The organism is Cellulomonas sp. Marseille-Q8402 (assembly GCF_965119525.1).
The window spans coordinates 1,517,578-1,544,284 of sequence record NZ_CBCPLX010000001.1 but is presented as its reverse complement, the minus strand read 5'-3'; the positions used below and the strand labels follow the sequence as shown (position 1 = coordinate 1,544,284).

Annotated in this window: 27 protein-coding genes, 1 pseudogene and 1 riboswitch; of the genes and pseudogenes, 17 read left to right on the top strand and 11 right to left on the bottom strand. The window is 75.0% G+C overall.

The genetic code is table 11. The features are described 5' to 3' along the window. Window positions 1–2 precede the first annotated feature (2 nt). Entirely contained in the window at window positions 3–1,124 is a 1,122-nt protein-coding gene (locus ACWPWW_RS07030) for an acyltransferase family protein (protein WP_454049620.1), read from the bottom strand. Between the two features lie 248 nt (window positions 1,125–1,372). Here ACWPWW_RS07030 and ACWPWW_RS07025 point away from each other — a divergent pair, with 248 nt between their 5' ends. Together ACWPWW_RS07025 and guaA are read left to right on the top strand one after the other, a co-directional pair. Beyond that, window positions 1,373–1,777, top strand: coding sequence for a MerR family transcriptional regulator (locus ACWPWW_RS07025; RefSeq protein WP_454050413.1), 405 nt, complete (start codon window positions 1,373–1,375; stop codon window positions 1,775–1,777). A 58-nt stretch (window positions 1,778–1,835) separates the two neighbouring features. Then, entirely contained in the window at window positions 1,836–3,434 is a 1,599-nt protein-coding gene (guaA, locus tag ACWPWW_RS07020; RefSeq protein ID WP_454050412.1) for a glutamine-hydrolyzing GMP synthase, read from the top strand. A 66-nt stretch (window positions 3,435–3,500) separates the two neighbouring features. Here the strand turns inward: guaA and aroD are convergent, their stop codons facing one another. Beyond that, window positions 3,501–4,340: a type I 3-dehydroquinate dehydratase gene (gene aroD, locus ACWPWW_RS07015; protein WP_454049619.1), complete on the bottom strand. Its 840-nt coding sequence runs from the start codon at window positions 4,338–4,340 to the stop codon at window positions 3,501–3,503. A 294-nt stretch (window positions 4,341–4,634) separates the two neighbouring features. Between aroD and ACWPWW_RS07010 the strand changes: the two genes are divergently transcribed. Beyond that, complete coding sequence (locus ACWPWW_RS07010) at window positions 4,635–5,126, top strand: aromatic ring-opening dioxygenase LigA (RefSeq protein ID WP_454049618.1); 492 nt, start codon at window positions 4,635–4,637, stop codon at window positions 5,124–5,126. Between the two features lie 63 nt (window positions 5,127–5,189). On the opposite strand, the gene ACWPWW_RS07005 is transcribed toward ACWPWW_RS07010, so the two are convergent. Next, a complete protein-coding gene (locus ACWPWW_RS07005) occupies window positions 5,190–5,417 on the bottom strand; it encodes a hypothetical protein (RefSeq protein ID WP_454049617.1) in 228 nt (75 codons plus the stop codon). 349 nt (window positions 5,418–5,766) lie between these two features. After that, window positions 5,767–6,678 carry a LiaF domain-containing protein gene (locus ACWPWW_RS07000; protein WP_454049616.1) on the bottom strand — a complete coding sequence of 304 codons (912 nt, stop codon included), beginning with the start codon at window positions 6,676–6,678 and terminating at the stop codon, window positions 5,767–5,769. A gap of 101 nt (window positions 6,679–6,779) precedes the next feature. Here ACWPWW_RS07000 and ACWPWW_RS06995 point away from each other — a divergent pair, with 101 nt between their 5' ends. Then, window positions 6,780–6,992 (top strand): hypothetical protein, encoded by a 213-nt coding sequence (locus ACWPWW_RS06995; protein ID WP_454049615.1) that lies wholly within the window; start codon window positions 6,780–6,782, stop codon window positions 6,990–6,992. Between the two features lie 29 nt (window positions 6,993–7,021). On the opposite strand, the pseudogene ACWPWW_RS06990 reads toward ACWPWW_RS06995, so the two are convergent. Next, a pseudogene (locus ACWPWW_RS06990) lies at window positions 7,022–7,126 on the bottom strand (PspC domain-containing protein); the annotation flags it as partial. 298 nt (window positions 7,127–7,424) lie between these two features. Here ACWPWW_RS06990 and ACWPWW_RS06985 point away from each other — a divergent pair. From ACWPWW_RS06985 to ACWPWW_RS06970, 4 genes are read left to right on the top strand one after another with little or no spacing between them, the layout of a single operon-like run. After that, on the top strand, window positions 7,425–8,711 hold the full coding sequence (locus ACWPWW_RS06985) for a PspC domain-containing protein (protein ID WP_454049614.1): 1,287 nt from the start codon (window positions 7,425–7,427) through the stop codon (window positions 8,709–8,711). Further along, window positions 8,708–9,370, top strand: coding sequence for a LuxR C-terminal-related transcriptional regulator (locus ACWPWW_RS06980; protein ID WP_454049613.1), 663 nt, complete (start codon window positions 8,708–8,710; stop codon window positions 9,368–9,370). Before ACWPWW_RS06985 ends, ACWPWW_RS06980 begins: the two co-directional genes overlap by 4 nt. A gap of 50 nt (window positions 9,371–9,420) precedes the next feature. Next, complete coding sequence (pcrA, locus tag ACWPWW_RS06975) at window positions 9,421–11,952, top strand: DNA helicase PcrA (protein WP_454049612.1); 2,532 nt, start codon at window positions 9,421–9,423, stop codon at window positions 11,950–11,952. A 49-nt stretch (window positions 11,953–12,001) separates the two neighbouring features. Next, a complete protein-coding gene (locus ACWPWW_RS06970) occupies window positions 12,002–12,667 on the top strand; it encodes an AIM24 family protein (protein ID WP_454049611.1) in 666 nt (221 codons plus the stop codon). Window positions 12,668–12,695: 28 nt separating this feature from the next. Here the strand turns inward: ACWPWW_RS06970 and ACWPWW_RS06965 are convergent, their stop codons facing one another. Both ACWPWW_RS06965 and ACWPWW_RS06960 read right to left on the bottom strand, forming a co-directional pair. Further along, complete coding sequence (locus ACWPWW_RS06965) at window positions 12,696–13,235, bottom strand: Clp protease N-terminal domain-containing protein (protein WP_454049610.1); 540 nt, start codon at window positions 13,233–13,235, stop codon at window positions 12,696–12,698. 18 nt (window positions 13,236–13,253) lie between these two features. After that, window positions 13,254–13,478, bottom strand: coding sequence for a helix-turn-helix domain-containing protein (locus ACWPWW_RS06960; protein ID WP_454049609.1), 225 nt, complete (start codon window positions 13,476–13,478; stop codon window positions 13,254–13,256). A gap of 174 nt (window positions 13,479–13,652) precedes the next feature. Here ACWPWW_RS06960 and sucC point away from each other — a divergent pair, with 174 nt between their 5' ends. The 3 genes from sucC to ACWPWW_RS06945 all read left to right on the top strand — a co-directional run bounded on the left by sucC (window position 13,653) and on the right by ACWPWW_RS06945 (window position 17,251). Continuing rightward, window positions 13,653–14,837 carry an ADP-forming succinate--CoA ligase subunit beta gene (gene sucC, locus ACWPWW_RS06955; protein WP_454049608.1) on the top strand — a complete coding sequence of 395 codons (1,185 nt, stop codon included), beginning with the start codon at window positions 13,653–13,655 and terminating at the stop codon, window positions 14,835–14,837. Window positions 14,838–14,871: 34 nt separating this feature from the next. Further along, on the top strand, window positions 14,872–15,768 hold the full coding sequence (sucD, locus tag ACWPWW_RS06950) for a succinate--CoA ligase subunit alpha (RefSeq protein WP_454049607.1): 897 nt from the start codon (window positions 14,872–14,874) through the stop codon (window positions 15,766–15,768). 175 nt (window positions 15,769–15,943) lie between these two features. Continuing rightward, window positions 15,944–17,251, top strand: a complete 1,308-nt coding sequence (locus ACWPWW_RS06945) for a cell division protein PerM (RefSeq protein ID WP_454049606.1) — start codon at window positions 15,944–15,946, stop codon at window positions 17,249–17,251. Here ACWPWW_RS06945 and ACWPWW_RS06940 read toward each other — a convergent pair. After that, window positions 17,229–17,837, bottom strand: a complete 609-nt coding sequence (locus ACWPWW_RS06940; protein ID WP_454049605.1) for a hypothetical protein — start codon at window positions 17,835–17,837, stop codon at window positions 17,229–17,231. The genes ACWPWW_RS06945 and ACWPWW_RS06940 overlap by 23 nt on opposite strands. A gap of 52 nt (window positions 17,838–17,889) precedes the next feature. On the opposite strand from ACWPWW_RS06940, the gene purN reads away from it, so the two are divergent. The 3 genes from purN (at window position 17,890) to ACWPWW_RS06925 (ending at window position 21,667) form a co-directional block, all read left to right on the top strand. Further along, a complete protein-coding gene (gene purN, locus ACWPWW_RS06935) occupies window positions 17,890–18,558 on the top strand; it encodes a phosphoribosylglycinamide formyltransferase (RefSeq protein WP_454049604.1) in 669 nt (222 codons plus the stop codon). A 4-nt stretch (window positions 18,559–18,562) separates the two neighbouring features. After that, window positions 18,563–18,653: riboswitch (ZMP/ZTP riboswitch) on the top strand. A gap of 56 nt (window positions 18,654–18,709) precedes the next feature. Beyond that, window positions 18,710–20,344 (top strand): bifunctional phosphoribosylaminoimidazolecarboxamide formyltransferase/IMP cyclohydrolase, encoded by a 1,635-nt coding sequence (purH, locus tag ACWPWW_RS06930; protein WP_454049603.1) that lies wholly within the window; start codon window positions 18,710–18,712, stop codon window positions 20,342–20,344. Between the two features lie 93 nt (window positions 20,345–20,437). Beyond that, window positions 20,438–21,667: an ROK family transcriptional regulator gene (locus ACWPWW_RS06925; RefSeq protein WP_454049602.1), complete on the top strand. Its 1,230-nt coding sequence runs from the start codon at window positions 20,438–20,440 to the stop codon at window positions 21,665–21,667. Here ACWPWW_RS06925 and ACWPWW_RS06920 read toward each other — a convergent pair. Genes ACWPWW_RS06920 through ACWPWW_RS06910 form a run of 3 tightly spaced genes read right to left on the bottom strand, consistent with a single transcriptional unit; the run spans window position 21,660 to window position 23,268 of the window. Further along, window positions 21,660–22,625, bottom strand: a complete 966-nt coding sequence (locus tag ACWPWW_RS06920; protein WP_454050411.1) for an NAD(P)-dependent alcohol dehydrogenase — start codon at window positions 22,623–22,625, stop codon at window positions 21,660–21,662. The genes ACWPWW_RS06925 and ACWPWW_RS06920 overlap by 8 nt on opposite strands. Continuing rightward, a complete protein-coding gene (locus ACWPWW_RS06915) occupies window positions 22,625–22,849 on the bottom strand; it encodes a helix-turn-helix transcriptional regulator (RefSeq protein WP_454049601.1) in 225 nt (74 codons plus the stop codon). The genes ACWPWW_RS06920 and ACWPWW_RS06915 overlap by 1 nt, the downstream gene beginning before the upstream one ends. Further along, window positions 22,843–23,268: a hypothetical protein gene (locus tag ACWPWW_RS06910; RefSeq protein WP_454049600.1), complete on the bottom strand. Its 426-nt coding sequence runs from the start codon at window positions 23,266–23,268 to the stop codon at window positions 22,843–22,845. The genes ACWPWW_RS06915 and ACWPWW_RS06910 overlap by 7 nt, the downstream gene beginning before the upstream one ends. Before the next feature lie 215 nt (window positions 23,269–23,483). On the opposite strand from ACWPWW_RS06910, the gene ACWPWW_RS06905 reads away from it, so the two are divergent. The 3 genes from ACWPWW_RS06905 to ACWPWW_RS06895 are packed head-to-tail and all read left to right on the top strand — an operon-like array spanning window position 23,484 to window position 26,679. Next, window positions 23,484–24,842, top strand: coding sequence for an extracellular solute-binding protein (locus ACWPWW_RS06905; RefSeq protein ID WP_454049599.1), 1,359 nt, complete (start codon window positions 23,484–23,486; stop codon window positions 24,840–24,842). After that, window positions 24,842–25,771: a carbohydrate ABC transporter permease gene (locus ACWPWW_RS06900; protein WP_454049598.1), complete on the top strand. Its 930-nt coding sequence runs from the start codon at window positions 24,842–24,844 to the stop codon at window positions 25,769–25,771. Before ACWPWW_RS06905 ends, ACWPWW_RS06900 begins: the two co-directional genes overlap by 1 nt. Then, on the top strand, window positions 25,771–26,679 hold the full coding sequence (locus tag ACWPWW_RS06895; RefSeq protein WP_454049597.1) for a carbohydrate ABC transporter permease: 909 nt from the start codon (window positions 25,771–25,773) through the stop codon (window positions 26,677–26,679). Before ACWPWW_RS06900 ends, ACWPWW_RS06895 begins: the two co-directional genes overlap by 1 nt. Window positions 26,680–26,707: the final 28 nt, after the last annotated feature.

The following is a 26,707-nucleotide window of genomic DNA, read 5'->3' as shown; positions in this document are numbered from 1 at the left end:
CGTCAGGCGGCCCGGTCCGCCGTGGCCCGGCGCGCCCGCCACCGCGCGACCGGCCGCTCGACGAGCCACCAGCTCGCTGTCGCCGCGGTCAGCGTGAGCCCGACGACGGCGAGCGTGCCCAGCAGGTCGTCGGGCGCGACCCAGCGCACGATCGCGCCGTTCCAGAGGTACGCCGCGTAGGACACCGTGCCGAGCAGCACCGCCGGCCGCAGCCACCGCGTGGGCAGACCTCGCCACCGTCCCGCGTAGGAGATGAGCACCACCGTCCCGCACGCCACCGCCGGTACCCCCAGCACGTACCACGACGTGTGGGACGCGACCCCGGACAGCAGGGTGCCGGCGGCCAGGGCGCCGACGATCCCGACCTGGACCGCCCGCCGGCCGCGCCGGGTGCCCGGCAGCGTGCGGACGAGCGCGTCGCGGCCGAGGTAGCCCGCGCAGCCGATCAGCAGGGCGGCGCCCCACGAGCTGGGCAGGGCGTACACCCGGGCGGCGTCCGGTGCGACGAGCAGCAGCGTCAGCATGCAGGCGACCAGGGTCCCGGCCACGGAGAACCCGACCGCTCCGCGCAGCAGGCCGCGGCGCCAGCCCCAGGCCAGCACCAGCGGCCACACCAGGTAGAACTGCTCCTCCGTGGCCAGCGTCCAGAAGTGGTAGAGCGACTCGCTGCCGTGCGGCAGCCCGGGGACGTTGATCGTGTAGGTCAGCGCCGCGACGAGCGACTCGGGCACCAGGTGCGCCTCGCCGAGCAGGTCGAACACGCCCTCGACGACGACGTAGCCCGCCAGCATCAGCAGCAGCGGCGGGAACAGCCGCAGCGCCCGGGCCGCGTAGAACCGCCCGAACCGCACCCGTCCGTGCTCGTCGAGATCGCGCATGAGCACGCCGGTGATGAGCCAGCCGGAGAGGGCGAAGAAGATCGTCACGCCCAGCACGCCCGCGGCCCCGAAGGTGCCCGGCGCGGCGTGGTTGAGCAGCACCAGCGCCACCGCGAGGCCGCGCAGCGCGTCCAGCCCGGGCCGGCGCGCCACCCGGGACGAGGCCGCCGGGACCGCCGCCGCGTGGCCGGTGGCCGGCAGCGCCGAGGTGCCCGCCGCGACGGGTCCTGATGCGTCATCCCTCACGTAACGGAAGGTATGTCCGATATGCGGCGTTTGGGAATCCCCCAGCGCCACGGGGGTGCGGACCCCCACCGGATCTTCACACCCGGACGCCGACGGTGACGTGAGAGGAGAGTCCGGGCCGGCGCACCGACGCACCGGCGAATCCGCAGGTCGTCGCGCCCCGGCCCCGTCCTGGTCTGCGCAGGGGCGCGCGTGGCTATGCTGACGCCGCGACAGCCGGAGGAGGTGACGTCGTGTCCCTGCACCACATGCAGATCGGCGAGGTCGCCGAGCGCACGGGCCTGTCCCTGCGGACCATCCGGTACTACGGCGAGGTCGGCCTGGTCCGGCCCTCGGCCCGCACGCACGGCGGATTCCGCCTGTACACCGAGCCCGACATCGCACGGCTGGAGCTGATCAAGCGCATGAAGCCGCTCGACTTCTCCCTCGACGAGATGGGTGACCTGCTGGGCGTCCTCGACCGGATCAACGAGCCGGGGATCAGCCAGGAGGAGCACGACGCCCTGCTGGAACGCCTCGGCATGTACCGGCTCGCCGCCGAGGAGCGCTCCCGGGCGCTCCGCGAGCAGCTCGCCGTCGCCGAGGACTTCCACGAGAGCCTCCGCACGGAGATCAGCCGGCAGCGCCGCATCGGCGAGCGCTCCGGCTCCTGACGCGCACCGGACCCCTCCGCGGGCGCACTACCCTGGTGGCGTGACCGACGCCTCCGCCGTGCCCGCGCCGCCTCCGTCCGACCCCCGCCCCGCGGACCAGTCCCGCCCCGTCCTGGTCGTCGACTTCGGCGCCCAGTACGCGCAGCTGATCGCCCGCCGCGTGCGCGAGGCGAACGTCTACTCCGAGATCGTGCCGCACTCCGCCTCCGTGGCGGACCTGCTGGCCAAGGACCCGGCCGCGATCATCCTGTCCGGCGGGCCGTCCTCGGTCTACGCCGAGGGTGCCCCGTTCGTCGACCCCGCGCTGTTCGAGGCCGGCGTCCCGGTGCTCGGCATCTGCTACGGCTTCCAGGCGATGGCGAAGGCCCTCGGCGGGACGGTCGCGCAGACCGGGAACCGCGAGTACGGCGGCACCCCGGTCGAGGTCGTCACCGAGGGCACCGTGCTGGCCGGCAGCCCCGAGCAGCAGACCGTGTGGATGAGCCACGGCGACTCCGTGCACGAGGCGCCGGAGGGCTTCGAGGTGCTCGCCACCTCGGCCGGGTCCCCGGTCGCGGCGTTCGAGGACCGCACCCGCCGCCTGTTCGGCGTGCAGTGGCACCCGGAGGTCAAGCACTCGCCGCTGGGACAGCGCACGCTCGAGCACTTCCTCTACGAGGGCGCCGGCCTGGCCGCCGACTGGAACCCGGGCAACGTCATCGCCGACCAGGTCGAGAAGATCCGCGCCCAGGTCGGCGACGCCCGGGTCATCTGCGGCCTGTCCGGCGGTGTGGACTCCTCCGTCGCGGCGGCGCTGGTCCAGAAGGCCGTCGGCGACCAGCTGACCTGCGTCTTCGTCGACCACGGCCTGCTGCGCACGGGCGAGGCCGAGCAGGTCGAGCAGGACTTCGTCGCGTCGACCGGCGTCAACCTCAAGATCGTCGACGCGCGGGAGCAGTTCCTGCAGGCGCTCGCCGGGCACACCGACCCCGAGACCAAGCGCAAGATCATCGGCCGCGAGTTCATCCGCGTGTTCGAGGCCGCCGCGCGCGAGGTCGTCGAGGAGGCGGGCGCCCACGGCGAGGAGGTCAAGTTCCTCGTGCAGGGCACGCTGTACCCGGACGTCGTCGAGTCGGGCGGCGGCGAGGGCGCGGCCAACATCAAGAGCCACCACAACGTCGGCGGCCTGCCCGACGACCTGCAGTTCGAGCTGGTCGAGCCGCTGCGCACCCTGTTCAAGGACGAGGTCCGCGCGGTCGGCCTGGAGCTCGGCGTGCCGGAGGGCATCGTCTGGCGCCAGCCGTTCCCGGGCCCGGGCCTCGGCATCCGGATCATCGGCGAGGTCACCCAGGAGCGGCTCGACGTGCTCCGCGCCGCGGACGTGATCGCCCGCGAGGAGCTGACCCGCGCCGGCCTCGACCGCGAGATCTGGCAGTGCCCCGTGGTGCTGCTGGCCGACGTGCGCTCCGTGGGCGTGCAGGGCGACGGCCGGACCTACGGGCACCCGGTCGTGCTGCGGCCGGTGTCGTCGGAGGACGCGATGACCGCCGACTGGACCCGGCTGCCCTACGACGTGCTGGCGACGATCTCGACGCGCATCACGAACGAGGTGCCCGAGGTCAACCGCGTCGTGCTCGACGTGACCAGCAAGCCGCCGGGCACCATCGAGTGGGAGTGACGCCGCGGTAGGGGCGCGACGGCCCGGTCCCCCGCGCGGGGGACCGGGCCGTCCTCGCGTCCGGGGTCAGGCCCCGGGGTGCACGACGGCCAGCGCCGCGCGCAGCGCGGTCAGCTCGACCTGCCCGGGCGCCGACGCCGCGCCGACGGTGCCGAACGTCGCGGCCGACCCGAAGGTGCCGCCGGCGACCCGGCTCACGACGCCGAGCGGCCCCATGGCCATGGTGATCAGGGGCCGGTCGGTGCGCCGCGCGGTCGCCCACGTGGCAGCCAGCAGCGTCAGCACGTCGGCGGGGTCGTGCGGCGTGACGGCGATCTTCAGGACGTCCGCGCCCACGTCGGCCATGCCCAGCAGGCGGTCGACGATCGCGTCCTGGCCGGGTGTGCCGGCGAAGTCGTGGCTCGAGCCGACGACCGGGACGCCGGCGGCGTGCGCACGCGCGACGAGCCGGGCGACGGTGCCCGCGTCCCGGGCGACCTCCACGTCGAGCAGGTCGGCCAGGCCCGCCGCGAGCACCGCCGTCAGCAGCGCCTCGTAGGCCGGGTCGTCGACGTCGGCGCGACCACCCTCGGCCGCGGTGCGCACGGTGACGAGCAGCGGCAGGCCGCCCAGCGCGGCCACGAGCGCCCGGCCCGCGACGACGACCTCGGCCGGGTCCGGGCGTCCCGTCGGGCCGAGGTGGTCGACCCGCCACTCCACGAGGTCCGGCGCGGCGGCCACCACGGCGGCGGCGTCGGCGACGAGGGCCTCGGCGGTCGCCGACGTCAGGGGCACGACGACCACGGGGCGGCCGGCGCCGATCCGGAGGCCCCGGACGACCACCGGGACGACCGCGGGAGCGTCCGGCGGCACGGCGCGCGGGGGAGCGGAGGCGCCGTCGGGCGGGTCGTGCGGCGTGCGGGTCATGGGTCCTCCTCGGTCCGGGCCGAGGCTAGCCGACGGCTCCGCGCCGGGCGCATCTGCCCAGGACCAGGACTTCTGTCCTACGCTGATCGGGTACGAGGGCGTGGGACGAAAGACCCGATCTGCAGGAATCCGGGCTTTGTGCACCGCGTCACGAAGCGGGTCGGTGATCGCTGCATGACTTACGTCCCGCTTTTCGGCCGTCGGGGGCAGCAGGCTCTTCCCCGTGGGGCTCACAGGTTCCACCGGGCCGACCGACGGCCGGCCCGCACCGGGGGTATCTGAAGGGAACACCACATGTCTACCGTGGCAGCGACGGGCGGCTCGAAGGCTGCTCGCGTCATCGGCATCATCGCGGCCGTCGCCGGCGTCGTCCTCATCATCGCCGGCGGCATCACCTGGGGCTCGATCTCCAGCCACCTCGCCGACGAGAACATCACCGTCTCGGAGGACGCCGCGAACTTCGGCGGCCAGCCCGTGACGAGCCCCTGGACGGCGTTCGCCCAGGCCGACATCATCAGCCACCACGCCCTCGAGGCGACCGGCGGCAAGACGTACGCCGAGCTCGAGCAGGACGACCCGCTGCGCGACGTCGCGATGAACGCCTCGTTCCTCCGCGCCTCGCTGTTCACCTCGGTCGTGGCCTTCGGCGTCGCCGCCCTGGTCATGGGCCTCGGCGTCATGTTCATCCTGGTCGGCTACGCCCTGTGGGCCCTGGCCGGCCGCAAGGTCGCCACGGTCGTCGACAGCCGCCCGACCACCTCGGTGGACGAGAACGCGCGCGCCTGACCGCCACCGCCCGCACGGAGGGCCGGGACCCCACGGGGTCCCGGCCCTCCGTCGTGCGGCGGGTCAGCGTGCGGCGCGCTGCTCCCGGCTCCTGCGCCGGGCCGCCGTGAGCAGCGAGCCCACCAGCAGGGCCACGCCGGCCGCGGCCAGCAGCACGATCAGCGCGAGCTGGACGTCGATGCGGACGCCGGCCGCCACCGCGAGGATGCCGACGCCGAACACGGCGACGACCAGGCCCCACACCACGGTGCCGGAGCGCGGCCCGCGGTCCTCGGGCTCGGGAGCCGGCACCGGCGCGGGCGCCGCCGACGGCACGGCCGCCGCCGGTGCCGGGGTCGCCGGACGGCCGGTGCTGCCCAGCGGTGCCGGTGCGGGGGCCGGGGCCGGGGTCGGGGCGGGTGCCGGGGCGGCAGCGAAGGTGCGGGTGCCGGCCTCGTCGACCGGCCGCGCCGGCTCCAGGCCTCCACCTGGTCGATCTGCACGGTGTCGTCCACCTGGTCGATCTGCACGGTGTCGTCCACACGGCCGATCTGCTCCGTGGCGTCGTCGCGCTCGGTGGGCCGCTCGATGCGCTCGGTCGGCGGCTCCGAGGCCTCGGGCGTGCCGGGCGTGTCGTCGTCACGGGGTCCGGTGCTGGTCATCAGTCCTCCTCGATGGTGATGCTGCCGACGCCGACCTCGATCTGCAGGGCGATCTGGGCGTCGCGGCCGTCGGCCATGGCCTCGCTGGTGAACGTCCGGTCGTGCCCGACGCCGTCGGACCGCTGCCGTTCGCCGTCGACCAGCCACTCGATGTTGCCCGCGCCGGAGGTGACCTCCGCGCTGACGGCGACGCCCTCGGGCACGGTCACGGTCACGTCGCCGAGCCCGCCGCTGATCGGGACGACCAGGGTGTCGTCGGTCAGGGGCACGCGGGTCAGGTCGACGTCGGCGTCGCCGATGCCGAACGAGAACCCGGCCTCGGCCGCGGACCGGCTGGTGGGTTCGACGTCGATGCTGCGGACCGGGCCGCGCTCGCCCTGCCAGCGGTCGCCGTCCTGGAACACGACGGCCGGGCCGGCGACGACCATGCCGACGATCGCGAGGGCGGTCAGGCCGCCGGCGGTGCGGCCACGCAGGCCGGACACGATGATCCCGAGGCCGACCAGCAGCACGCCGCCACCGATGACCACGGCGCCGATCGGGCCGTCGTAGACCCCGGCCCGGTCCGCGGCGAGCAGCGCCGCCAGGCCGATGAGGATCACCGCGACGACGACGCCGGTGAGGGCGGCGCCCGGTCCGCGGCGCGGGGGCTTCGGGGGCCGCGGCGGGGCCGGCGGCAGGGGCGGGGTCGGCGGGGGCGGGGTCCAGCCGCGGCCGGGCGGCGGGGGGACGGGCGCACCAGGGCCACCAGGCCCACCCGGTCCGGTGGGACCCGCGTACGGCGGTCGGGGGCTCGTGGGGGCGGGCGCCGACGCCCAGGGCGCGGCGGCGGTCGCGGACGGGTCGAAGGCGCTCGTCCGGGCGGCCGGGCCGGGGGCCGGCGGTGCCGGGGTGCTGCTCGGGGTGGTCATGGGACGCTGTCCTTCCGGGTACGGCGGTTGCCATGCGGGTGCAGGAGGCGCGTTCGGGCGCCGGTTCCCGGAGCCTGCGCAGGGCGTTCACCAGGATCACGATGCCGACGACGATCAGGGCGGTCCACGCGAGCCCGCCGAACCAGCCGGTGTCGAACGGACCCCAGCTGAACCACCAGTCGCCCGAGCTCATCCCGACGACCACCAGCGCGATGGCACCGAGCAGGGCGATGTCGAACCGCCCGCGGATGGTCTCCTCGAGGTGGATGCGGCCGTCGGACTGCTCCGGCAGCAGCGCCCAGGCGATGCCGTAGAGCACCAGGCCGAAGCCCATCAGCATCGTGACGCCGATGACGCCGCGTGCCAGGAGCGGGTCGATGCCGAACCGGGCGGCGAGGCCGCCGGCGACGCCGCCCACCCAGCGGTCCTGCGAGCGGGTCACGCCCATCCGGCGGATCGCCGCGAAGAAGCTGTCCATCCCGTGGCCGTCGGGGGGGGGGGCCGGGAAGGTCCGGGGGGGGTGCCCGGGAGGCGGCGCGGGGCCGGGGGCACCGGGGCCGCCGGACGGCGGGCCGGTGCCGGACCCGAGGTCGGCGCTGTCGTTCGTCATGGCTCGATCCTGACCCGCCGGGGTGCCCCGGCGGCATCGGGTACCCCCCTGAGCCGCCCCTGAATGTGGGCCCGGGGTCCCTGATCCTGGGCCCCGGAGGGGGTCGGGGGGTGCTCCGGCGTGTGACGATCAGGACATGGAGACCCCGTCCCGCCTGCCGCTGCGCCGCCCGGACCGCGGCCGCGTGCTCGGCGGCGTCGCGGCGGGGCTCGCCCTGCACCTGGGCGTCTCGGTCCGCCTGGTCCGGGTCCTGCTGGTGCTGCTCGTGCCGTTCGGCGGCGTCGGGGTCGGCCTGTACGTCTTCTGGTGGGTGACGATCCCGGTCGGCGACCCGCTGGCCGTGGCCGGGGCCGACCGGCCCGCTGCGCTGTCGCGGCTGTCGCGCCCGCAGGACAGCGACACGGTCCGGCGGCTGCGTCGGCTCCCGTGGACCGAGATCGCCGTCGGGCTCGCGCTGCTGGCCGGCGCCGTGGCGCTGCTGCTGGCGCGCGCGGGCACCGACGTCGTGGGCAGCTGGGTGGTGCCGGTGCTCCTCCTGGTGGCGGGCGCGGCGCTCGCGTGGAGCCAGCTGGACGCCGTCCAGCGCGGCCGCCGCACCGGGACCCGCGGCACGGTCAGCGTGCTGCGGCTGGCCGGCGGCCTGGTGATCGCCGGGACCGGGGTGCTCCTGCTCGTCGGCCAGGGCGGCCCGCCCGGCGCACTCGTGCAGTCGACGATCGCCGCGGTCGCGGTGGTCGCCGGAGTCGCCCTGGTGCTCGCGCCGTGGTGGCTGCGCCTGGTGCGGGAGCTGGGCGACGAGCGTGCCGCCCGCGCCCGGGAGTCGGAGCGGGCCGACATCGCCGCGCACCTGCACGACTCCGTGCTGCAGACGCTCGCCCTGATCCGCGCCCGCGCCGACGACCCCACGGAGGTGGCCCGCATGGCCCGCGCCCAGGAGCGCGAGCTGCGGGCGTGGCTGTACGACGACCGCCCGGAGCCCGGCACCTCGGTGGCCGTCGTGCTCGCGGGGATCGTCGCCGAGATCGAGGACACCCGCACCGGGCCCGACGGCGAGGCGGTCACCATCGAGACCGTCGTGGTCGGCGACACCGAGCCCGACGTGAGCACCGACGCCCTGCTCCAGGCCACGCGGGAGGCGCTGCTCAACGCGGTGCGGCACGGCCGGCCGCCGGTCTCCCTCTACCTGGAGGCCGGCCCCGACGAGGTCGAGGTGTTCGTGCGGGACCGTGGCGACGGGTTCGACCCCGACGCCGTGCCCGCCGACCGGTTCGGCGTGCGGGAGTCCATCCTGGGGCGGGTGCGCCGTCGCGGCGGGACCGCGTCGGTCGTGTGCAAGGACGGCGGCGGCACCGAGGTGCGGCTGCGGATGCCGCTGGTGCGCGAGCCCGTCGCCGGCGAGGACGAGAGGACGATGCAGGCATGAGCGAGGTACCGGCGGTCGACGTGGTGCTGGTCGACGACCACCTGATGTTCCGCGCGGGCGTGAAGGCGTCCCTCGACGGGCGGGTGCACGTGGTCGGCGAGGCCGCCACGGTCGACGAGGCGATCCAGGTGGTGCGCGCGAACCGGCCGCCCGTGGTGCTGCTCGACGTGCACCTGCCGGGCGGCGACGGCGGGGGCGGCGCCGAGGTGATCCGCGCCTGCACCGACCTGCTGGGCGAGACCCGGTTCCTGGCGCTGTCCGTGTCCGACGCCGCCGAGGACGTCGTCGCCGTGATCCGGGCCGGTGCGCGCGGGTACGTGACCAAGGCGATCTCCGGCCCCGACCTCTGCGACGCCGTGCTGCGGGTGGCCGGGGGCGATGCCGTGTTCTCGCCGCGGCTGGCCGGGTTCGTGCTGGACGCGTTCGGCGCCGCGGCGGGTGACATCGCCACCGGGGACGACGAGCTGGACCGGCTGTCCGCGCGCGAGCGCGAGGTGATGCGGCTGATCGCCCGCGGCTACTCCTACCGCGAGGTCGCCGGCGAGCTGTTCATCTCGATCAAGACGGTCGAGACGCACGTGTCCGCGGTGCTGCGGAAGCTGCAGCTGTCGTCGCGGCACGAGCTCACGCGCTGGGCGGCGGCGCGCCGGCTGCTCTGAGCTCGCCCCGGCTCCCGGTGTCGGTGGCGGCGCCTAGGCTTGGTCCCGCCATGACGTCGCTCTTCGAGAACCTCCCCCTGCCCGGCCTCGCCCTGTCCGATCTCGGCGACCGCCTGCCGGCCGCCGTGCCGCCCCGCGCCGACGAGGGCGGTGCCGACGACGGCGCCGACCGCCGGGAGCAGCGCGGACGCGCGCCGTCGGTCGACGCCGACGCGCTGCTGGTCGGGCTGAACCCGCAGCAGCGTGCCGCGGTGCTGCACCAGGGCGGCCCGCTGCTGATCGTCGCCGGCGCCGGGTCGGGCAAGACCCGCGTGCTCACGCACCGGATCGCGCACCTGCTCGCCACGCGCCAGGCGCGGGCGGGGGAGATCCTCGCGATCACGTTCACCAACAAGGCGGCCGCCGAGATGCGCGAGCGCGTCGCGGCGCTGGTGGGTCCTTCGGCCCGGATGATGTGGGTCTCGACGTTCCACTCGGCGTGCGTGCGGATCCTGCGCCGGGAGGCGACCACGCTCGGGCTGCGGTCGTCGTTCTCCATCTACGACTCGGCCGACTCGCAGCGGCTGCTCACCCTGGTGGCGCGCGAGCTCGACCTGGACCCGAAGAAGTACCCGCCGAAGGCGCTGGCGTCCAAGATCTCGAACCTCAAGGACGAGCTGGTCGACCCGGACACGTACGCCGCGACGGCGAGCGGGTCCAACGACTTCGACCAGGCGCTCGCGCAGGTGTACACGCGCTACCAGCAGCGGCTGCGCCAGGCGAACGCCCTCGACTTCGACGACCTGATCATGACCACGGTCAACCTGCTGCAGGCGTTCCCGGCGGTCGCGGAGCACTACCGCCGCCGGTTCCGGCACGTGCTGGTCGACGAGTACCAGGACACGAACCACGCGCAGTACGTCCTGGTCCGCGAGCTCGCGGGCGTCGGCTCGGCCGACCCGGGGGCGGACGCCGCCGTCCCGCGCGGCGAGCTCACCGTCGTGGGCGACGCGGACCAGTCCATCTACGCGTTCCGCGGCGCGAGCATCCGCAACATCATGGAGTTCGAGGCCGACTACCCGGACGCCACGACGATCCTGCTGGAGCAGAACTACCGGTCGACGCAGACGATCCTGTCCGCGGCGAACGCGGTCATCAGCAAGAACCCGGGCCGCAAGCCCAAGCGGCTGTGGACGGACTCCGGCGCGGGCCCGAAGATCGTCGCCTACGTGGCCGACAACGAGCACGAGGAGGCCCGGTTCGTCGCGGAGGAGATCGACCGCCTGGGCGACTCCGACGAGGTCCGTCCCGGCGATGTCGCGATCTTCTACCGGGCGAACGCGCAGTCGCGCGCGCTGGAGGAGGTGCTGATCCGCGTCGGCCTGCCGTACAAGGTCGTCGGCGGCACCCGGTTCTACGAGCGGCGCGAGATCAAGGACGCCGTGGCGTACCTCCGGGCGATCGCCAACCCGGACGACGACGTGAACCTGCGCCGGATCCTCAACGTGCCCAAGCGCGGCCTGGGCGACCGGTCCGAGGCGATGGTGGCGAGCTTCGCGGAGCGGGAGCGCATCTCGTTCGGCACCGCGCTCGACCGCGTCGACGAGGTCCCCGGCCTCGGCACGCGGGCGATCACCGGGCTGCGGGCCTTCGCCGGGATGATGGCCGACGTCCGCGCGCTCACCGAGTCGGGTGCGGGCCCTGCCGAGGTCCTGTCCGTCGTGCTGGACCGCAGCGGCTACCTGGCCGAGCTGCGGGCCAGCGAGGACCCGCAGGACCAGACGCGCGTCGAGAACCTCGCGGAGCTGCACGCCGTCGCCAGCGAGTTCGAGCAGTCCGACCCCGAGGGCGACCTGGCCGACTTCCTCGAGCGGGTGTCGCTGGTGGCGGACTCCGACCAGATCCCCTCGGACGACGGCGGGGACGAGGCGGCGAGGCCCGACCAGGGCGTCGTCACGCTCATGACGCTGCACACGGCCAAGGGCCTGGAGTTCCCCGTGGTGTTCCTCACCGGCATGGAGGACGGGACGTTCCCGCACATGCGGTCGCTCGCCGACACCGACCAGCTGGCCGAGGAGCGCCGCCTGGCCTACGTGGGGCTGACCCGCGCGCGGCAGCGGCTGTACATCTCGCGCGCCGCCGTCCGCACCGCGTGGGGCGTGCCCAACGAGTTCCCGCCGAGCCGGTTCCTCGACGAGCTCCCGGAGGAGCTGCTGGACTGGCGCCGGCGCGAGTCGAGCAACGACCGCCTGCGGGGTCCCGGCGGGTTCCTCGGCGGCCGGTCCGGCTACGCCTCCGGCTCGGGGTCGAGCGGGTCCGCGGCGCAGACCGGCTGGAAGAAGAGCTCGGCGTCGTCCCGCGCCGGCGAGCCCCCGCGCAAGGCCCCCGGCTCCGGCGGTGCGACGTTCGGCTCGGCCACGCCTCGGCCCGACGCGGCGATCCCGACGCTGTCCGTCGGCGACCGCGTGACGCACGACGCGTACGGGCTCGGCACGGTGGTGTCGGTCGAGGGCGGCGGGCCGAACGCCGTCGCGAAGGTCGACTTCGGCACCGAGGGCACCAAGCGGCTGCTCCTGCGGTACTCGCCCGTCACGAAGCTCTGACGAGGCGCTCCGTCCGCGCGCAGGCCGCCGATCGGGCATGATCGGCGGCATGCGCAGCCCCCTCTTCGACCAGGTCAACGCCGAGGTCCAGACCGCCGAGCGGTACGCCCTGCAGAGCACCAGGATGCTCAAGGTCACCCTGGGCCCGGACGTCCTCGCCGCCAAGGGCGCGATGGTCGCGCACCAGGGGCAGGTGCAGTTCCACCACGAGTCGTCCGGGTCGCTGGCCCGGTTCGTCAAGCGGGCCGTGAGCGCGGACGACCAGGCGCTGATGCGGGTGTCCGGCCCGGGCGAGGTGTTCTTCGCCCGCGCGGCCGAGCACGTGTTCCTGCTGCAGCTGGAGGGCGACGCGATCAGCGTCGGCGGGTCCTCGCTGCTGGCGTTCGACGCGGAGCTGCACTGGGACATCCACCGCACGAAGGGCGCCGGGATGATGACCGGCGGCTTCTTCAACACCCTCGTCCAGGGCACCGGGACGGTCGCGCTGACGTCGCACGGGCAGCCGATGATCCTCGACTGCTCGCAGCAGCCGACGTTCGTCGACCCGAACGCGGCCGTCTGCTGGTCCGCGAACCTGACCCCCGCCGTGGTGTCGAGCATGAACGTCGGCTCGCTGCTGCGCGGCGGCTCGGGGGAGGCGTTCCAGTACGCGTTCCACGGCCCGGGCTTCGTCGTCGTGCAGCCCTCCGAGGGCTACCCGGTCCCGACCGCCTGATCGGCGCGCCTACGCCCGCCGGCGCGCGTCAGGCCGCGGCGTCGGCGGCCAGCCGGGTGGTGACGTCGGCGGCCAGGGCGGCCGGGTCGACGCCGCACCGCCGGAGCAGCGCGTACCCGTCCGTGTCCGTGAGGCGGACGACGGCCAGCAGCAGGTGCCCGGCCTCGATGCGCCGGTGCCCCAGCCGGATCGCCTCGCGCAGCGCGACCTCGAGCGTCTTCTTCGCGTCGCGCGTGAAGGGCAGGTGCCCCCCGGTGCGCCGGGTGCTGCGGCCGGCCCGGTCCAGCGCGCCCGCGCCGAACACCGTGTCGGCGCGGCGGCGGACGGCGTCCAGGTCGATGCCGAGCGCGGCCAGCGCGGCGGGGTCGAGCCCGTCGGGGGCGAACCGGTCGAGCAGCGTCTCGCGGTCGGCGCCGTGCGCGGCGAGGACGGCCGCGGCGGGTTCGCCGCCGGACGCCAGCGCCACCACCAGGTGGGCCGGGGTGATCCGGGCGTCGCCGAGGTCGCGGGCGACCTCCTGGGCGTGGACGACGGCCTCGCGGGCGCCGGAGGTGAATCGCTCGAACATCGCGGTCTCCTTCTGGGGTCAGGGCGTGCGGCGGTGGTGCTTCTGGTGGACGGCCTGGCGGCTGACGCCGAGCGCGTCGGCGATGTCCTGCCAGGACCAGCCGAGCTCGCGGGCCCGGCCGACCTGCAGGGTCTCGAGCCGGTCCGCCAGCGCCCGGAGCGAGCGCACGGCCCGCAGCCCGGTCGCCGGGTCGTCGGCTGTCGCGGCGGCCAGCGCGCCGTCGGCGGATTCGGTGGTTCCCATGTGTCAACCTTGGTTGACGCCCGGACGTCTGTCAAGACACGTTGACACCCGGGTGCGACCTGGGTCACATCTCTCGACGTGAAGAGACCCGCCCCGGGGAGCGGGCTACCATCGACCGCGGCAGAGCAGCCGATCCCGCCAGGGGATGCAGGGCGACGGAAGGGACCTCAGCAGGTGGACCTGTTCGAGTACCAGGCACGTGACATCTTCGAGCGCCACGGGGTGCCGGTCCTGGGAGGGCTCGTCGCGACGACGCCCGCCGAGGCCCGCGCCGCCGCGGAGACGCTCCTGGCGGCCGAGGGCGCCACCGGCGTCGTCGTCGTCAAGGCGCAGGTGAAGACGGGCGGCCGCGGCAAGGCGGGCGGCGTCAAGCTCGCGCGCTCCGCCGAGGAGGCCGAGCAGCGTGCGGCCGAGATCCTCGGCATGGACATCAAGGGCCACACGGTGCACCGCGTGATGATCGCGGCCGGCGCCAGCATCGCCACCGAGTACTACTTCTCGCTGCTCCTCGACCGGGCCGAGCGCCGGTACCTCGCCATGGCGAGCGTCGAGGGCGGCATGGAGATCGAGCAGCTGGCGGTCGAGCGTCCCGAGGCGCTGGCCAAGGTCGCGGTCGACCCCCGGGTCGGCATCGACGCGGCCAAGGCCGACGAGATCGTGGCCGCCGCCGGCTTCGACGCCGACGTCGCGCCGAAGGTCGCGGCGGTCCTCACCAAGCTGTGGGACGTGTACCGCGAGGAGGACGCCACGCTGGTCGAGGTGAACCCGCTGGTGCTCACCGAGGACGGCCGGGTCGTCGCGCTCGACGGCAAGGTGACCCTCGACGGCAACGCCGAGTTCCGGCACGAGGACCACGCGACCCTCGAGGACGCGGCCGCGGCGGACCCGCTCGAGGCGCGCGCCAAGGAGAAGGACCTCAACTACGTCAAGCTCGACGGCGAGGTCGGCGTGATCGGCAACGGCGCGGGGCTCGTCATGAGCACCCTCGACGTGGTCGCGTACGCGGGGCAGCAGCACGGCGGCGTGAAGCCGGCGAACTTCCTGGACATCGGCGGCGGCGCCTCGGCCGAGGTGATGGCCGCGGGCCTGGACATCATCCTGTCCGACCCGCAGGTGAAGTCGGTGTTCGTGAACGTGTTCGGCGGCATCACGGCGTGCGACGCGGTCGCGAACGGCATCGTCGCGGCGCTCGGGATCCTGGGCGACCACGCGACGAAGCCGCTGGTGGTGCGCCTGGACGGCAACAACGTCCTCGAGGGCCGCCGGATCCTCCGGGACGCCGACCACCCGCTCGTCACGCTCGCCGAGACCATGGACGGGGGCGCCGCCGAGGCCGCCCGCCTGGCCGCGGCCGCCTGACCCGCCCCTTCGCTAGAGACGAGAGACGAACGCAATGGCGATCTTCCTGACCGCGGAGTCCAAGGTCATCGTGCAGGGCATGACCGGGTCCGAAGGCAGCAAGCACACCACCCGCATGCTCGCGGCGGGCACCACCGTCGTCGGCGGCGTGAACCCCCGCAAGGCCGGCACCAGCGTCGAGTTCCCCCGCGGTGACGGCTCCGGCCTCACCGTCGCGATCCCGGTGTTCGGGTCGGTGCAGCAGGCCGTCGAGGCCACCCGCGCCGACGTGTCCGTGATCTTCGTGCCGCCCGCCTTCACCAAGGCGGCCGTCATCGAGGCCGTCGACGCCGGCGTGCCGCTGATCGTGATCATCACCGAGGGCGTGCCCGTCGCCGACACGGCCGAGTTCTTCGCGTACGCGCAGGCGAAGGGCGTCCGGCTGCTGGGCCCGAACTGCCCCGGCCTGATCAGCCCCGGGAAGTCGAACGTCGGCATCATCCCGGCGGACATCACCGGCCCGGGCCGCATCGGCCTGGTGTCGAAGTCCGGCACGCTGACCTACCAGATGATGTACGAGCTGCGGGACCTCGGGTTCTCGACGGCCGTCGGCATCGGCGGCGACCCGATCATCGGCACGACGCACATCGACGCCCTCGCGGCGTTCGAGGCGGACCCCGAGACCGACCTGATCGTGATGATCGGGGAGATCGGCGGCGACGCGGAGGAGCGGGCCGCGGCCTACATCTCCGAGCACGTCACCAAGCCGGTCGTCGGCTACGTCGCGGGGTTCACGGCGCCCGAGGGCAAGACGATGGGCCACGCCGGCGCCATCGTCTCCGGCTCCGCGGGCACCGCCCAGGCCAAGAAGGAGGCCCTCGAGGCGGCCGGGGTCAAGGTCGGCACCACGCCGACCGAGACCGCCGAGCTCGCCCGGGCGCTGCTCTCCTGAACCCGTCGCCGAGGTCGTGCGATCCCGCCGAGGTAGTGCGTCAGGACGCACTACCTCGGCGGTTCTGGCACGACCTCGGCGGCCGGGTGGGACCGGAGCGGGCGTGGGCGAGGACACCCGCGGCGCGCCGGGGCGGTTGGCCCGCCCGTGCGGCGTCGGCGGGGACCATGGAGCAGTGAGCAGCTCGTCCGGCACCCGCCCCGACGGCCGTGCACCCGGGTCCGCCCCGGGCGGCCGGCCCCGTCGCCGCGTGCTCGACGACGCCGCCCCGCCCCGGTTCTTCGTGAGCGACCTGGACGGGGCGCCGCGGTGGGTCGGCGGCATGCTCGCCGGCCTGCAGGCCGCGCTGCTGTCGCTGCTCGTGGTGGTGCTGCCCGCGGTCGCGGCGTACGTGGCGACGTCGGCCGCCCCCGCAACGACCGGCGTGCCGTGGACGCGGGCGGTGTCCGTGGCCGCGGGCCTCTGGCTGCTCGGGCACGGGGTGCCGCTCACCGCGGCGCCGAGCGTCACGCTCGTCCCGCTGGGGCTGACCGTGCTCGCGCTGTTCGGCTGCTACGCCTCGGCCCGCCGGTCGGGCTACGCGACCCGGTCGGCCTTCGGCGCCGGGGTCGCCGCGTACGTCGGCGTGGTGCTGGTGGTCGGGCTGTCGACCGGGGTGCCGCTGCTGCACGTGGGCGCGGGCCTGCTCGGGGGGGCGGTCGTCGCCGCCCTCGGCCTCGGCGCCGGCCTGCTGCGCCGTCCCGAGGCGCCCCGGCTGCGGGACGTCCTCGCACCGGTCCGGGACCGGCTGCCCGCGCCCGTGGCGCACGGCCTGGCCGCCGGGACCGCCGCGCTCGCGGGTCTCGTGCTGCTCGCGGCGCTGCTGGCCACGGTGTGGGTCGTGACCGGCCGCAGCGCGATCGCCGAGATCGTCGGCGGCCTGCGGCTCGACGCGGTCGGCGGCATCGTGCTGGCGGTCGCGGAGCTCGCGTACGCCCCGACGCTGGTGCTCTGGGCGCTCGCCTGGCTGGCGGGCCCGGGGTTCGCGGTCGGGACGGGCACCGGGTTCAGCGCGGCCGAGGTCCAGGCCGGTGCGCTGCCCGCGGTGCCGCTGCTCGGCGCCCTGCCCGCCCCCGACGTCGCGGGCGGCGTGCTGGTGCTCGTGCCGGTCGTGACGGTGCTCGCGGGGGTCGCCGCGGCGCTGCTGCTCCGGCGCCGGCTCGTCACGGAGCGTGCCCTGGATCCCCTGGTCGCGGGGGCCGTCAGCGCGGGGACGGCGGGCCTCGGGGCGCTGGTGCTGGCCGCGCTGGCCCGGGGCGGGATCGGGCCGGACCGCATGACGGAGCTCGGCCCGCAGCCGGTCCTGGTGGGGCTCGCGGTGGCGGCGGGCGTCCTGGCCGGCGTCCTGGTCGTGCTGCTGCCGGGCGACGCGCACGTGCGCGCGGCGGTGCGCCGGACGGCCGGACGGGTGCGGGACGGCGTCAGCCGCGCGCGCCGGGCGTGAGACCCTCGGTCAGCTCCGACAGCGCGTCGCGGTAGTCGCGCTCGCACGCCGCCTGGGCGGTCCGGGTGAGCGCGCCGTCGAGGCACGCCTGCCGGTCCACGTCCGCCTGCCAGGTCGCGAGCGAGCCGAGCGAGCCGATCAGCACCAGGCCGGTGAGGAGCAGCCCGGCAGCGAGCACCGAGGGCAGGCCGCCGCGCGCCCGGGAGGTCACCACGGCCCGCAGCGCGCGCACGCCCGTGACGACGGCCCCGACCAGGAACGCGATCGAGGCCACCCGCCAGGGCAGCGGGAGCAGCGTCACGGCCACGCCCGCGATCAGCCAGATGCCGAAGTGCCGGACGAGGCGGCCGACCCGGGCCAGGGCCTCCGGGTCCGGTGGCGCTGCGGGGCCGGGCTGCGGCGGGTGGGGCGGGTGCGGGGGCCGCGGCGGGTGCGGCCCCGGGGCGGGGTGCGGCGGCAGCGGCCGCGGGCCCGCCGGGTCGGTCGGGTCCGTGGTGCCCGTCGCACCCGGCGCGGGCGCGGCGCTCCGGTCCGGCCCGTCCGCGGGCGCGCGGTCGGGAGAGGGCGGGGCGTACGGGTTGCTCACCGGGACATCTTCGCGCATCGGGGGCCGAACCAGCCCGTTAGGGTGTGCGCCCATGGCTGCCTCCGACGCCCCGCACCTGCACGACGCCCCCGACGCGCCCCGGCCCGCCACGCGGTCGGGCGGCCGCCTGGTCGTCCTGGTCTCGGGCGGCGGCACCAACCTCGCGGCGCTGCTGGCGGCGCACGACGAGGAGGGGTACCCGGCGCGCGTGGTCGGGGTGGTCGCCGACCGTGGCTCGGCCGGCGGGCTGGCCCTCGCGCGCGAGGCCGGGGTGCCGACCGCCGTCGTCGCGCCGGGCGACTTCGACGACCGCGCGGCCTGGGACGCGGCGCTGGCCGAGGCGATCGGCGTGTTCCGGCCCGACCTCGTGGTGTCGGCCGGGTTCATGCGGATCCTGGGCGCGCCGGTCCTGCAGCGCTGGGACGGCCGGGTGGTCAACACGCACCCCGCGCTGCTGCCGTCGTTCCCCGGCGCGCACGCGGTCCGCGACGCCCTCGCCTACGGCGCCAAGGTCACCGGCAGCACGCTGCACGTCGTGGACGCGGGCGTCGACACCGGACCGGTGATCGCGCAGGTGGCGGTGCGGGTCCTGGACGGCGACGACGAGGCGACGCTGCACGAGCGGATCAAGGTCGCCGAGCGCCGGCTGCTCGTCGACTGGGTGGGCCGGATCGTGGCCGACGGGATGCGGGTCGAGGGCCGGGTCGTCACCGTCGGCTAGGCTCGACCACGGTCGTGACTGGCGCGAGGTGGAACTGACCACCGGGGAGCGGCCGCAGCAGTCCCGCCGTCGCACCGTCCGCCTGGGTGCCGGGTCCCGTCACCGTGGCACCCCCGTGGTGCCCGTCACGTCACGACCCCGGAGGACTCCCGTGTCCCACGCCTCGCTGCCCGCGACGACGCCCGTCGCCGACCCCACCGCCGACGCCACGCGCCGCCCCGTGCGCCGCGCCCTGCTGTCGGTCTACGACAAGGCCGGGCTCGTCGAGCTCGCGACCGCCCTGCACGCGGCCGGCGTGGAGCTCGTCTCCACGGGCTCGACCGCCGCGACGGTCGCCGCCGCCGGCGTCCCCGTGACCCGCGTGGAGGAGCTGACCGGCTTCCCCGAGTGCCTGGACGGCCGGGTGAAGACGCTGCACCCGCGGGTGCACGCGGGCATCCTGGCCGACACCCGCCGCCCGGAGCACCTGGCGCAGCTCGAGGAGCTGGGCGTCGCGCCGTTCGAGCTCGTGGTGGTGAACCTGTACCCGTTCACCCGGACCGTGGCGTCGGGCGCGACCCCCGACGAGTGCGTCGAGCAGATCGACATCGGCGGCCCGTCCATGGTCCGCGCCGCCGCGAAGAACCACCCGAGCGTGGCGGTCGTCGTCGACCCCGCCCGGTACCCGGAGGTCGTGGCGGCGGTCGGTGCCGGCGGCTTCACGCTCGCGGAGCGGACCCGGCTCGCGGCGCAGGCGTTCGTGCACACGGCGTCCTACGACGTCGCGGTCGCGTCCTGGATGGGCAGCGTCGCCACCACCACGGACGAGGTCGACGGCATCAGCACCGGCTTCCCGGCGTGGGTCGGTGCGACCTGGGAGCGGTCCGACGTGCTCCGGTACGGCGAGAACCCGCACCAGCGCGCGGCCGTCTACACCTCCGGCCACGGCCCGGCCGGGCTCGCGCAGGCGACCCAGCTGCACGGCAAGGCGATGAGCTACAACAACTACGTGGACGCGGACGCCGCCTGGCGCGCGGCGCACGACCACGACGGTCCGGCGGTCGCGATCATCAAGCACGCCAACCCGTGCGGCATCGCGGTCGGTGCCGACATCGCCGACGCGCACGCCCGCGCGCACGCCTGCGACCCGGTGTCGGCGTTCGGCGGCGTCATCGCGGCCAACGGCGTCGTGACGCTCGCGGCGGCCGAGCAGATCGCCGAGGTGTTCACCGAGGTCGTCGTCGCGCCCGGCTACGAGCCGGAGGCGCTCGAGGTGCTGCAGCGCAAGAAGAACATCCGCCTGCTCGTCGTCGAGGGAGCGCCCTCCGCCGCCGTCGAGACCCGCCCGATCAGCGGCGGGCTGCTGATGCAGCAGGTCGACCGCGTCGACGCACCCGGCGACGACCCGACCACCTGGACGCTCGCGGCGGGCGACGCGGCGGACGCCGGGACGCTCGCGGACCTGGCCTTCGCCTGGCGCGCGGTCCGTGCCGTGAAGTCGAACGCGATCCTCCTCGCCGACGGCGGCGCCTCGGTCGGCGTCGGCATGGGCCAGGTCAACCGGGTGGACTCCTGCCGGCTGGCCGTCGAGCGCGCCAACACCGGCGGCGCCGAGCGCGCGCGGGGCGCCGTCGCGGCCTCGGACGCGTTCTTCCCGTTCGCGGACGGGCTGCAGGTGCTGCTCGACGCGGGCGTGCGCGCGGTCGTGCAGCCGGGCGGCTCGGTGCGCGACGAGGAGGTCGTCGCCGCGGCGGCCGCGGCCGGCGTCACGCTCTACCTGACGGGCACGCGCCACTTCGCGCACTGAGCCCGCCGGACCCGTCGGCCATAATGCACGGACCCGGCCGCGGGGACGCCGACGCACCGCAGCGTCGCGGCCACGGCCGACGGGAGGGGTGACATGCGCCGGGGGACCAACCTGCCGCGGATGGGCGACTTCAACCAGACGGTCGTGCTGGACGTGATCCGGCGCGCGGGCGGCGGGCTCGCCCGCGCGGAGGTCGCCCGCCGCACCGGGCTGTCCCCGCAGACCGTGACCAACGTGGCGCGCCGCCTGCTCGACCTCGGCCTGGTGGTCGAGGAGGGGGAGGCGGCGCGCCGCGGTCCGGGCCGCCCGGGCACGCTGCTGCGGCTCAGCGCCCCCAGCCGGTACGCCGTGGGCGTGCACCTGGACCCGGCGACCATGACGTTCGTGCTGCTCGACCTGTCCGGCGCGGTGGTCGCGCAGGCGCAGGTGCCCACGCCGCTGCCCGAGGACCCGGAGGCGGTGGTCGCCGGGCTGGTGGCCGAGATCGAGGGGCTGATCGCGGGCGCGGGGGTCGAGCGCGACCGGGTGCTCGGCGTGGGGATCGCGGCGCCGGGGCCGATCGACGTCGAGGGCGGCGTGGTGGTCGACCCGCCGCACCTGCCCGGCTGGCACCTGGTCCCGCTGCGGGACGCGGTCGCCGAGCGCACCGGGCTGCGCGCGGTGCTCGACAAGGACGTGATCGCCGCGGCGAGCGCGCACCTGTGGCACCCCGGGGAGCACGCGTCGGACTTCGTGTTCTTCTACCTGGGCACGGGCGTGGCCGTGGCCACCGTGCTGCGCGACGAGGTGGTGCGCGGCGTCTCCGGCAACGCGGGGGAGTCCGGGCACCTGGTCGCGGACCCCGAGGGTGCGCGGTGCTGGTGCGGCCGGCGCGGCTGCCTCGGTGCGGTGCTGCGGGCGGAGGCGCTCGCGGAGCAGGGCCGGGCCGCGGGCGTCGCGCTGCCGGACTGGGGCGACGGCTCCGACCCGCGCGCCGTGGACGAGGCCGTGACCGCCCTGTGCGCGGCGGCCGACGCCGGCCACGCAGGCGCGCGCGACGTGCTGCGGCTCGCCGGTCGCCGGGTCGGCATGGCCGCCGGGGTGCTCACCGACCTGCTGGACGTCCCGGCGGTGCTGGTCGGCGGCCCGCTCTGGGACCGGGTGGCCCCGCACGCGGCCGAGGCGCTCGCGGCGGAGGTCGCTGCGCACCCCGTGCCGGGCGGGCACGCCGTCACCGTGGCGTCGTCCGCGTTCGGCCCGCAGGTCGGTGCCGTCGGCGCCGGCTGCATCCTGCTCGGGCGGGCGTTCACCCCGCGGCCCACGGACCTGCTCCTGGTCAGCTGAGCGTCAGCACGACCTTCCCGCGAGCGGCGCCGGACGCGACGTGGTCGATCGCGGCAGCGACCTCGGCCAGCGGGTAGCTGCGCTCGACCGCCGGCGCGAGGCTCCCGTCGGCCAGCAGCTCCCGCAGCCGCTCCAGGTCGGCGGGGTTGTCCCGCGACACCACGCTCACCAGGCGCTGCCGGGTCCACGGGCTGAGCAGCGCCGCCCGCAGCTGCCGGGTGAGGCCGCCGCCCAGCACGTCCCCGCCACCCTCGGCGCCGACCAGGACCAGCGAGCCACGGGGCGCGAGCGGCCGGCGCAGCTCGCGCAGCGGGGACAGCCCGCCGGTGACGACCACGGCGTCGTACCCCTCGCCCCAGGCGCCGGGGTCCGCGCGGTCGACCACCGCCTCGGCGCCGAGCCCCGCGAGCAGGTCGCGCTTGCCGGCCGACGTCGCCGCGGTGACGCGCGCGCCGGCCAGGACCGCGAGCCGCACCGCCAGCGAGCCGACCCCGCCGCCGGCGCCCAGCACCAGCACCCGCGAGCCGGCGGTGACGCGCCCCGAGCGGAGGGCGTGCAGCGCGGTGGTCCCGGCCGTCGGCACCGCGGCGGCGGCGGCCATCGGCACCCCGTCCGGGACCCGGGCCAGGGCGCGCTCCCGGGTGACCGCCCGCTCGGCGAACGCCGCCGGCGCCGTGCCGAACACCGCGTCGCCGACCCGCAGCCCGGTGACGCCCGGGCCGACCGCCCGCACCGTGCCGGCCAGGTCCCGCCCGATGCCGTGCTCGCGCGGCCGCCGCGGGCCGAACGCCAGCCGGGCCACCGACGGCAGCCCGGTCATCAGGTGCCAGTCGGCCATGTTGACCCCGCCCACCGCGCCGTCGACCAGCACCTGGTCGCCCGTCGGCACCGGGTCCTCGCGGTCGACCACCCGCAGCACCGACGTGTCCCCGTACTGCTCCCGCACCACTGCTCGCATCACGCACCGCCGTCCGGCTCGTAGGAGAACACCTCGTCGATCGGCCGCCCCAGCGCGCGGGCGATCTGGAACGCCAGCTCGAGCGAGGGCGAGTACCGGCCCTGCTCGACGGCGATGACCGTCTGCCGGGTGACCCCGAGCTGCTCGGCGAGCTGCGCCTGCGTCAGCCCGCGCTCGGTGCGCAGCACCCGGATGCTGTTGGTGACCGCCGTCGGCCTCACCACGGGCCCACCCCCCGGCGGAACGCGACCAGCCGGGCGACCGAGGACAGCACCGCCGACAGCACGAACCCGAGGTAGAGCACGTTGGCGATCCAGAAGTGGTCCGCCTCGAGCAGCGCGAGCGCCAGGCCGCCGAGCCCGCCGAGGACGAGGAACGACTGCCCGACGTGCTCGCCGAGCCGCTCGATCGCCTGCTCGCGCTCGTCGCGGACCGACCGGTCGGGGGAGAGCGCGCCGAGCACGATCCCGGCGACGATCCCCGCGAGCACCGCCGCCCCGACGGTGACCAGGAGCGGGCCGGCGTAGGCCACGTCGGTGAGCGGACCACCGTCGGCGCGGGACAGGACCACGCCGGCGTAGACGCCGTACCCGAGCACGGCGATCACGCCGTACGCCCAGGTGTTCTTCTCCAGGTAGGACATGTCCGCCGCTCCCGATGTCAAAGATGTTTGACATCGACGCTACGGGATCCGCCGACGGCATGTCAAACATCTTTGACACGTCCGGAGCGGTCGGACCGGCGTCACGGTTGTGTCACGACCGGGGAGAGCCTCTTGACAGCAATTCATCCAGACGTTGTAGTTATCGAGTCCGGGCAGCGTCGCCCAGGACGTGCACGTGGAGCAAAGGAGCATCCATGCGTCTGCGAAAGTCCGTCATCGCGTCCGGGTCCGTCCTCGCGCTCGGCCTCACGGCCGCCTGCGGGGGTGGCGGCGGGGAGAGCGGCGGTGACGACTCCACCATCACCGTCGCGTACCAGAAGACCGCGCAGTTCGTGCAGCTCGACGACCTGCTGCAGAAGGCCAAGTCCGAGTACGAGGCCGCGAACGAGGGCATGACGATCGACCTGGTGCCGATCGAGGCCGAGCAGGACCAGTACTTCACCAAGCTCGCCCTGATGAACGGCTCCGAGGGCACCGCGCCGGACGTCATCTACGAGGACACGTTCCAGATCCGCTCGGACGCCGCGGCCGGCTACCTGCTGCCGATCGACGAGTACGTCGAGGCGTGGGAGGACTGGGACCAGTTCCCGGAGAACGCCCGCCAGGCCGGCCTCGGCGACGACGGCTCGGTCTACGGCGTCTCGATGGGCACCGACACCCGCGGCATCTACTACAACAAGCAGCTGTTCGCGCAGGCCGGGCTGCCCGAGGACTGGCAGCCGGAGACCTGGGACGACGTGCTCGAGGCCGCCCGGACCATCAAGGCCCAGGTGCCCGACGTGGTCCCGCTCAACGTGTACGCGGGCAAGGCGGCCGGCGAGGCCACGACCATGCAGGGCTTCGAGATGCTGCTGTACGGCACCGAGGACCAGCTGTACGACGCCGACAGCCAGAAGTGGATCACCGGGTCGCAGGGCTTCACCGACTCGCTGGCCTTCCTCGAGACCATCTACTCCGAGGGGCTCGCGCCGTCGCTCGACATCGCGCTCGACGCGTCCGTCGGCGCCCGCGTCGCGACCGAGCTCCTGCCCGAGGGCAAGCTCGCGATGGCCGTCGACGGCTCCTGGCTCCCGGGCGGCTGGATCACCGGCGACAACGCCTGGCCCGAGTGGGAGCAGACCCTGGGCATGGCGGCCATGCCGACGCAGGACGGCCAGGACCCCGGCTTCACCTCGATGTCCGGCGGCTGGACGCTGTCGGTCGGCGCGCACGCCGGCGACCCGCAGGCCGCGTTCGACTTCATCGCCACGGCGCTGAACCGGGAGAACTCGCTGAAGTACGACACCGAGAACAGCCAGATCGCGGTGCGCACCGACGTCGCGGAGGACCCGGAGTACCTCGGCTACAACCCGTCGTTCGAGTTCTTCAGCTCGCTGGTCGAGTACACCCACTTCCGACCGGCCACGCCGGACTACTCGCAGATCTCGTCCAACATCCAGGTCGCCGCCGAGTCGGTGGCCACCGGGCAGGCGACGGCGGAGGAGGCGGCCGCGGCGTACGACGAGGGGCTGCTGTCCATCGTCGGCGACGAGAACACGCAGGCCGCCGGCTGATGTCGTCGGTCACGCTCGACCGGCCGGCGGCGGGTGACGGCCTGCGCCGTCCCCGACGCCGGCCCGGCCGGACCGCGTTGCGGCTGCTGCCGCTGGCCCCCGCGGTCGCGCTCATGCTCGTGTTCCTGGCCGGGCCGGTGCTGTGGTCGTTCTACGGCTCCCTCACCAACCAGGCGCTGACCGGGTACCGGGCGGCCAACCCGGAGTTCATCGGGCTGGACAACTACGCCGCCCTGCTCACCGACGACGGGTTCTGGAAGGCCGTCGTGCTGACGGTCGTGTTCGTCGGCGCGTCGGCGGTGATCGGCCAGAACGTGCTCGGCATGGCGCTGGCCCTGCTGCTGCGGGCGACGTCGGCGGGCATCCGGGGCGTCGTGTCCGCGATCGTGGTCGTGGCGTGGGTGCTGCCGGAGATCGTCGCGGCGTTCGCGCTGTACGCGTTCTTCTCCACCGACGGCACGCTGAACAACGTGCTCGGCTGGTTCGGGCTCACCGGCCCGACGTGGCTCATCTCGGTGCCGATGCTCGCCGTGGTGCTGGCGAACATCTGGCGTGGCACGGCGTTCTCGATGATGGTCTACGGCGCGGCCCTGTCCGAGGTCCCGCCCGAGATCACCGAGGCCGCGGCCATCGACGGCGCCACCGGGCCGCAGCGGTTCTTCCGGATCACGGTCCCGATGATCCGCCGGTCGATCTCGACCAACCTCATGCTGACGACGCTGCAGACCCTCGCCGTGTTCACCCTGATCTGGGTGATGACCGGCGGCGGCCCCGGCACCGACTCCTCGACCCTGCCGGTGCTGGCCTACCAGGAGGCGTTCAAGTTCGCCCAGGTCGGCTACGGCACCGCCATCGCGACGGTCACCCTGCTGGTCGGCGCCGTGTTCTCGATCGTGTACATCCGCGTGCTCAAGCCGGAGGTCGACTGATGGCCGCGCTCACCGCCCCGACGGCGCCCGTCGCCACGACCGCCCGCCGTGCCCGGCGCGACCGGCGCGTCCCGTCCGTGGCCGCACCCCGGCGGCGCACCGGCCGGGTGCTGGTCGCGGTCGCCCTGGTCGTCACCGGGATCGCGTTCCTGGTCCCGCTCGCGTGGATCGTCCTCGCGTCGCTGGACCCCGCCGCGACGGTGTCCGTGAAGCTGCCCGAGTCGATCACCACCGACAACTTCACGGAGATCCTCACCTGGGAGGCGACGTTCCGGCCGCTGTGGAACTCCACGGTGATCTCGGCCGGGACCGCGGTCCTCACCGTGCTGGCGTCGGTGCTCGCGGCGTACCCGCTGTCCCGCTACCAGATGCGGTTCCGCAAGCCGTTCCTCTACTCGATCCTGTTCGGCACCTGCCTGCCGATCACCGCGATGATGGTCCCGGTCTACGCGCTGTTCGTGTACCTGGGCCTGCTCGACTCCGTGCCGGGCACCGTGCTCTTCCTGGCCGCGACGTCGCTGCCGATGGCGATCTGGATGACCAAGAACTTCATGGACTCCGTGCCGGTGTCCCTGGAGGAGGCCGCCTGGGTCGACGGCGCCGGGTCGATGACCGCGCTGCGCCGCATCGTGGTGCCGCTGATGCGCCAGGGCATCGCCGTGGTGTTCATCTTCGTGTTCACGCAGGCGTGGGGGAACTTCTTCGTCCCGTTCGTGCTGCTGTTCTCGCCCGACAACCAGCCGGCCGCCGTCGCGATCTACAGCTTCTTCGGCACCTACGGGACGGTGGCCTACGGGCGGCTCGCGGCGTTCTCGATCCTCTACTCGGTCCCCGTGCTCGTGCTGTACCTGCTGGTGCAGCGGTTCTCCGGGGGCTCGTTCGCCATGTCCGGGGCCGTCAAGGGCTGAGCCCGCACCGGCCCCTCGTCCCCGCCCG

What these genes read in the sequence shown, in the direction of transcription:
- ACWPWW_RS07025 (WP_454050413.1), top strand. Translation starts at nt 1,373, where the DNA reads ATGCAGATCGGCGAGGTCGCCGAGCGCACGGGCCTGTCCCTGCGGACC.
- aroD (WP_454049619.1), bottom strand. Translation starts at nt 4,340, where the DNA reads ATGACCCGCACGCCGCACGACCCGCCCGACGGCGCCTCCGCTCCCCCG.
- ACWPWW_RS07010 (WP_454049618.1), top strand. Translation starts at nt 4,635, where the DNA reads ATGTCTACCGTGGCAGCGACGGGCGGCTCGAAGGCTGCTCGCGTCATC.
- ACWPWW_RS07000 (WP_454049616.1), bottom strand. Translation starts at nt 6,678, where the DNA reads ATGACCACCCCGAGCAGCACCCCGGCACCGCCGGCCCCCGGCCCGGCC.
- ACWPWW_RS06995 (WP_454049615.1), top strand. Translation starts at nt 6,780, where the DNA reads ATGCCGACGACGATCAGGGCGGTCCACGCGAGCCCGCCGAACCAGCCG.
- ACWPWW_RS06985 (WP_454049614.1), top strand. Translation starts at nt 7,425, where the DNA reads ATGGAGACCCCGTCCCGCCTGCCGCTGCGCCGCCCGGACCGCGGCCGC.
- ACWPWW_RS06980 (WP_454049613.1), top strand. Translation starts at nt 8,708, where the DNA reads ATGAGCGAGGTACCGGCGGTCGACGTGGTGCTGGTCGACGACCACCTG.
- pcrA (WP_454049612.1), top strand. Translation starts at nt 9,421, where the DNA reads ATGACGTCGCTCTTCGAGAACCTCCCCCTGCCCGGCCTCGCCCTGTCC.
- ACWPWW_RS06970 (WP_454049611.1), top strand. Translation starts at nt 12,002, where the DNA reads ATGCGCAGCCCCCTCTTCGACCAGGTCAACGCCGAGGTCCAGACCGCC.
- ACWPWW_RS06965 (WP_454049610.1), bottom strand. Translation starts at nt 13,235, where the DNA reads ATGTTCGAGCGATTCACCTCCGGCGCCCGCGAGGCCGTCGTCCACGCC.
- ACWPWW_RS06960 (WP_454049609.1), bottom strand. Translation starts at nt 13,478, where the DNA reads ATGGGAACCACCGAATCCGCCGACGGCGCGCTGGCCGCCGCGACAGCC.
- sucD (WP_454049607.1), top strand. Translation starts at nt 14,872, where the DNA reads ATGGCGATCTTCCTGACCGCGGAGTCCAAGGTCATCGTGCAGGGCATG.
- purN (WP_454049604.1), top strand. Translation starts at nt 17,890, where the DNA reads ATGGCTGCCTCCGACGCCCCGCACCTGCACGACGCCCCCGACGCGCCC.
- ACWPWW_RS06925 (WP_454049602.1), top strand. Translation starts at nt 20,438, where the DNA reads ATGCGCCGGGGGACCAACCTGCCGCGGATGGGCGACTTCAACCAGACG.
- ACWPWW_RS06920 (WP_454050411.1), bottom strand. Translation starts at nt 22,625, where the DNA reads ATGCGAGCAGTGGTGCGGGAGCAGTACGGGGACACGTCGGTGCTGCGG.
- ACWPWW_RS06910 (WP_454049600.1), bottom strand. Translation starts at nt 23,268, where the DNA reads ATGTCCTACCTGGAGAAGAACACCTGGGCGTACGGCGTGATCGCCGTG.
- ACWPWW_RS06905 (WP_454049599.1), top strand. Translation starts at nt 23,484, where the DNA reads ATGCGTCTGCGAAAGTCCGTCATCGCGTCCGGGTCCGTCCTCGCGCTC.
- ACWPWW_RS06900 (WP_454049598.1), top strand. Translation starts at nt 24,842, where the DNA reads ATGTCGTCGGTCACGCTCGACCGGCCGGCGGCGGGTGACGGCCTGCGC.
- ACWPWW_RS06895 (WP_454049597.1), top strand. Translation starts at nt 25,771, where the DNA reads ATGGCCGCGCTCACCGCCCCGACGGCGCCCGTCGCCACGACCGCCCGC.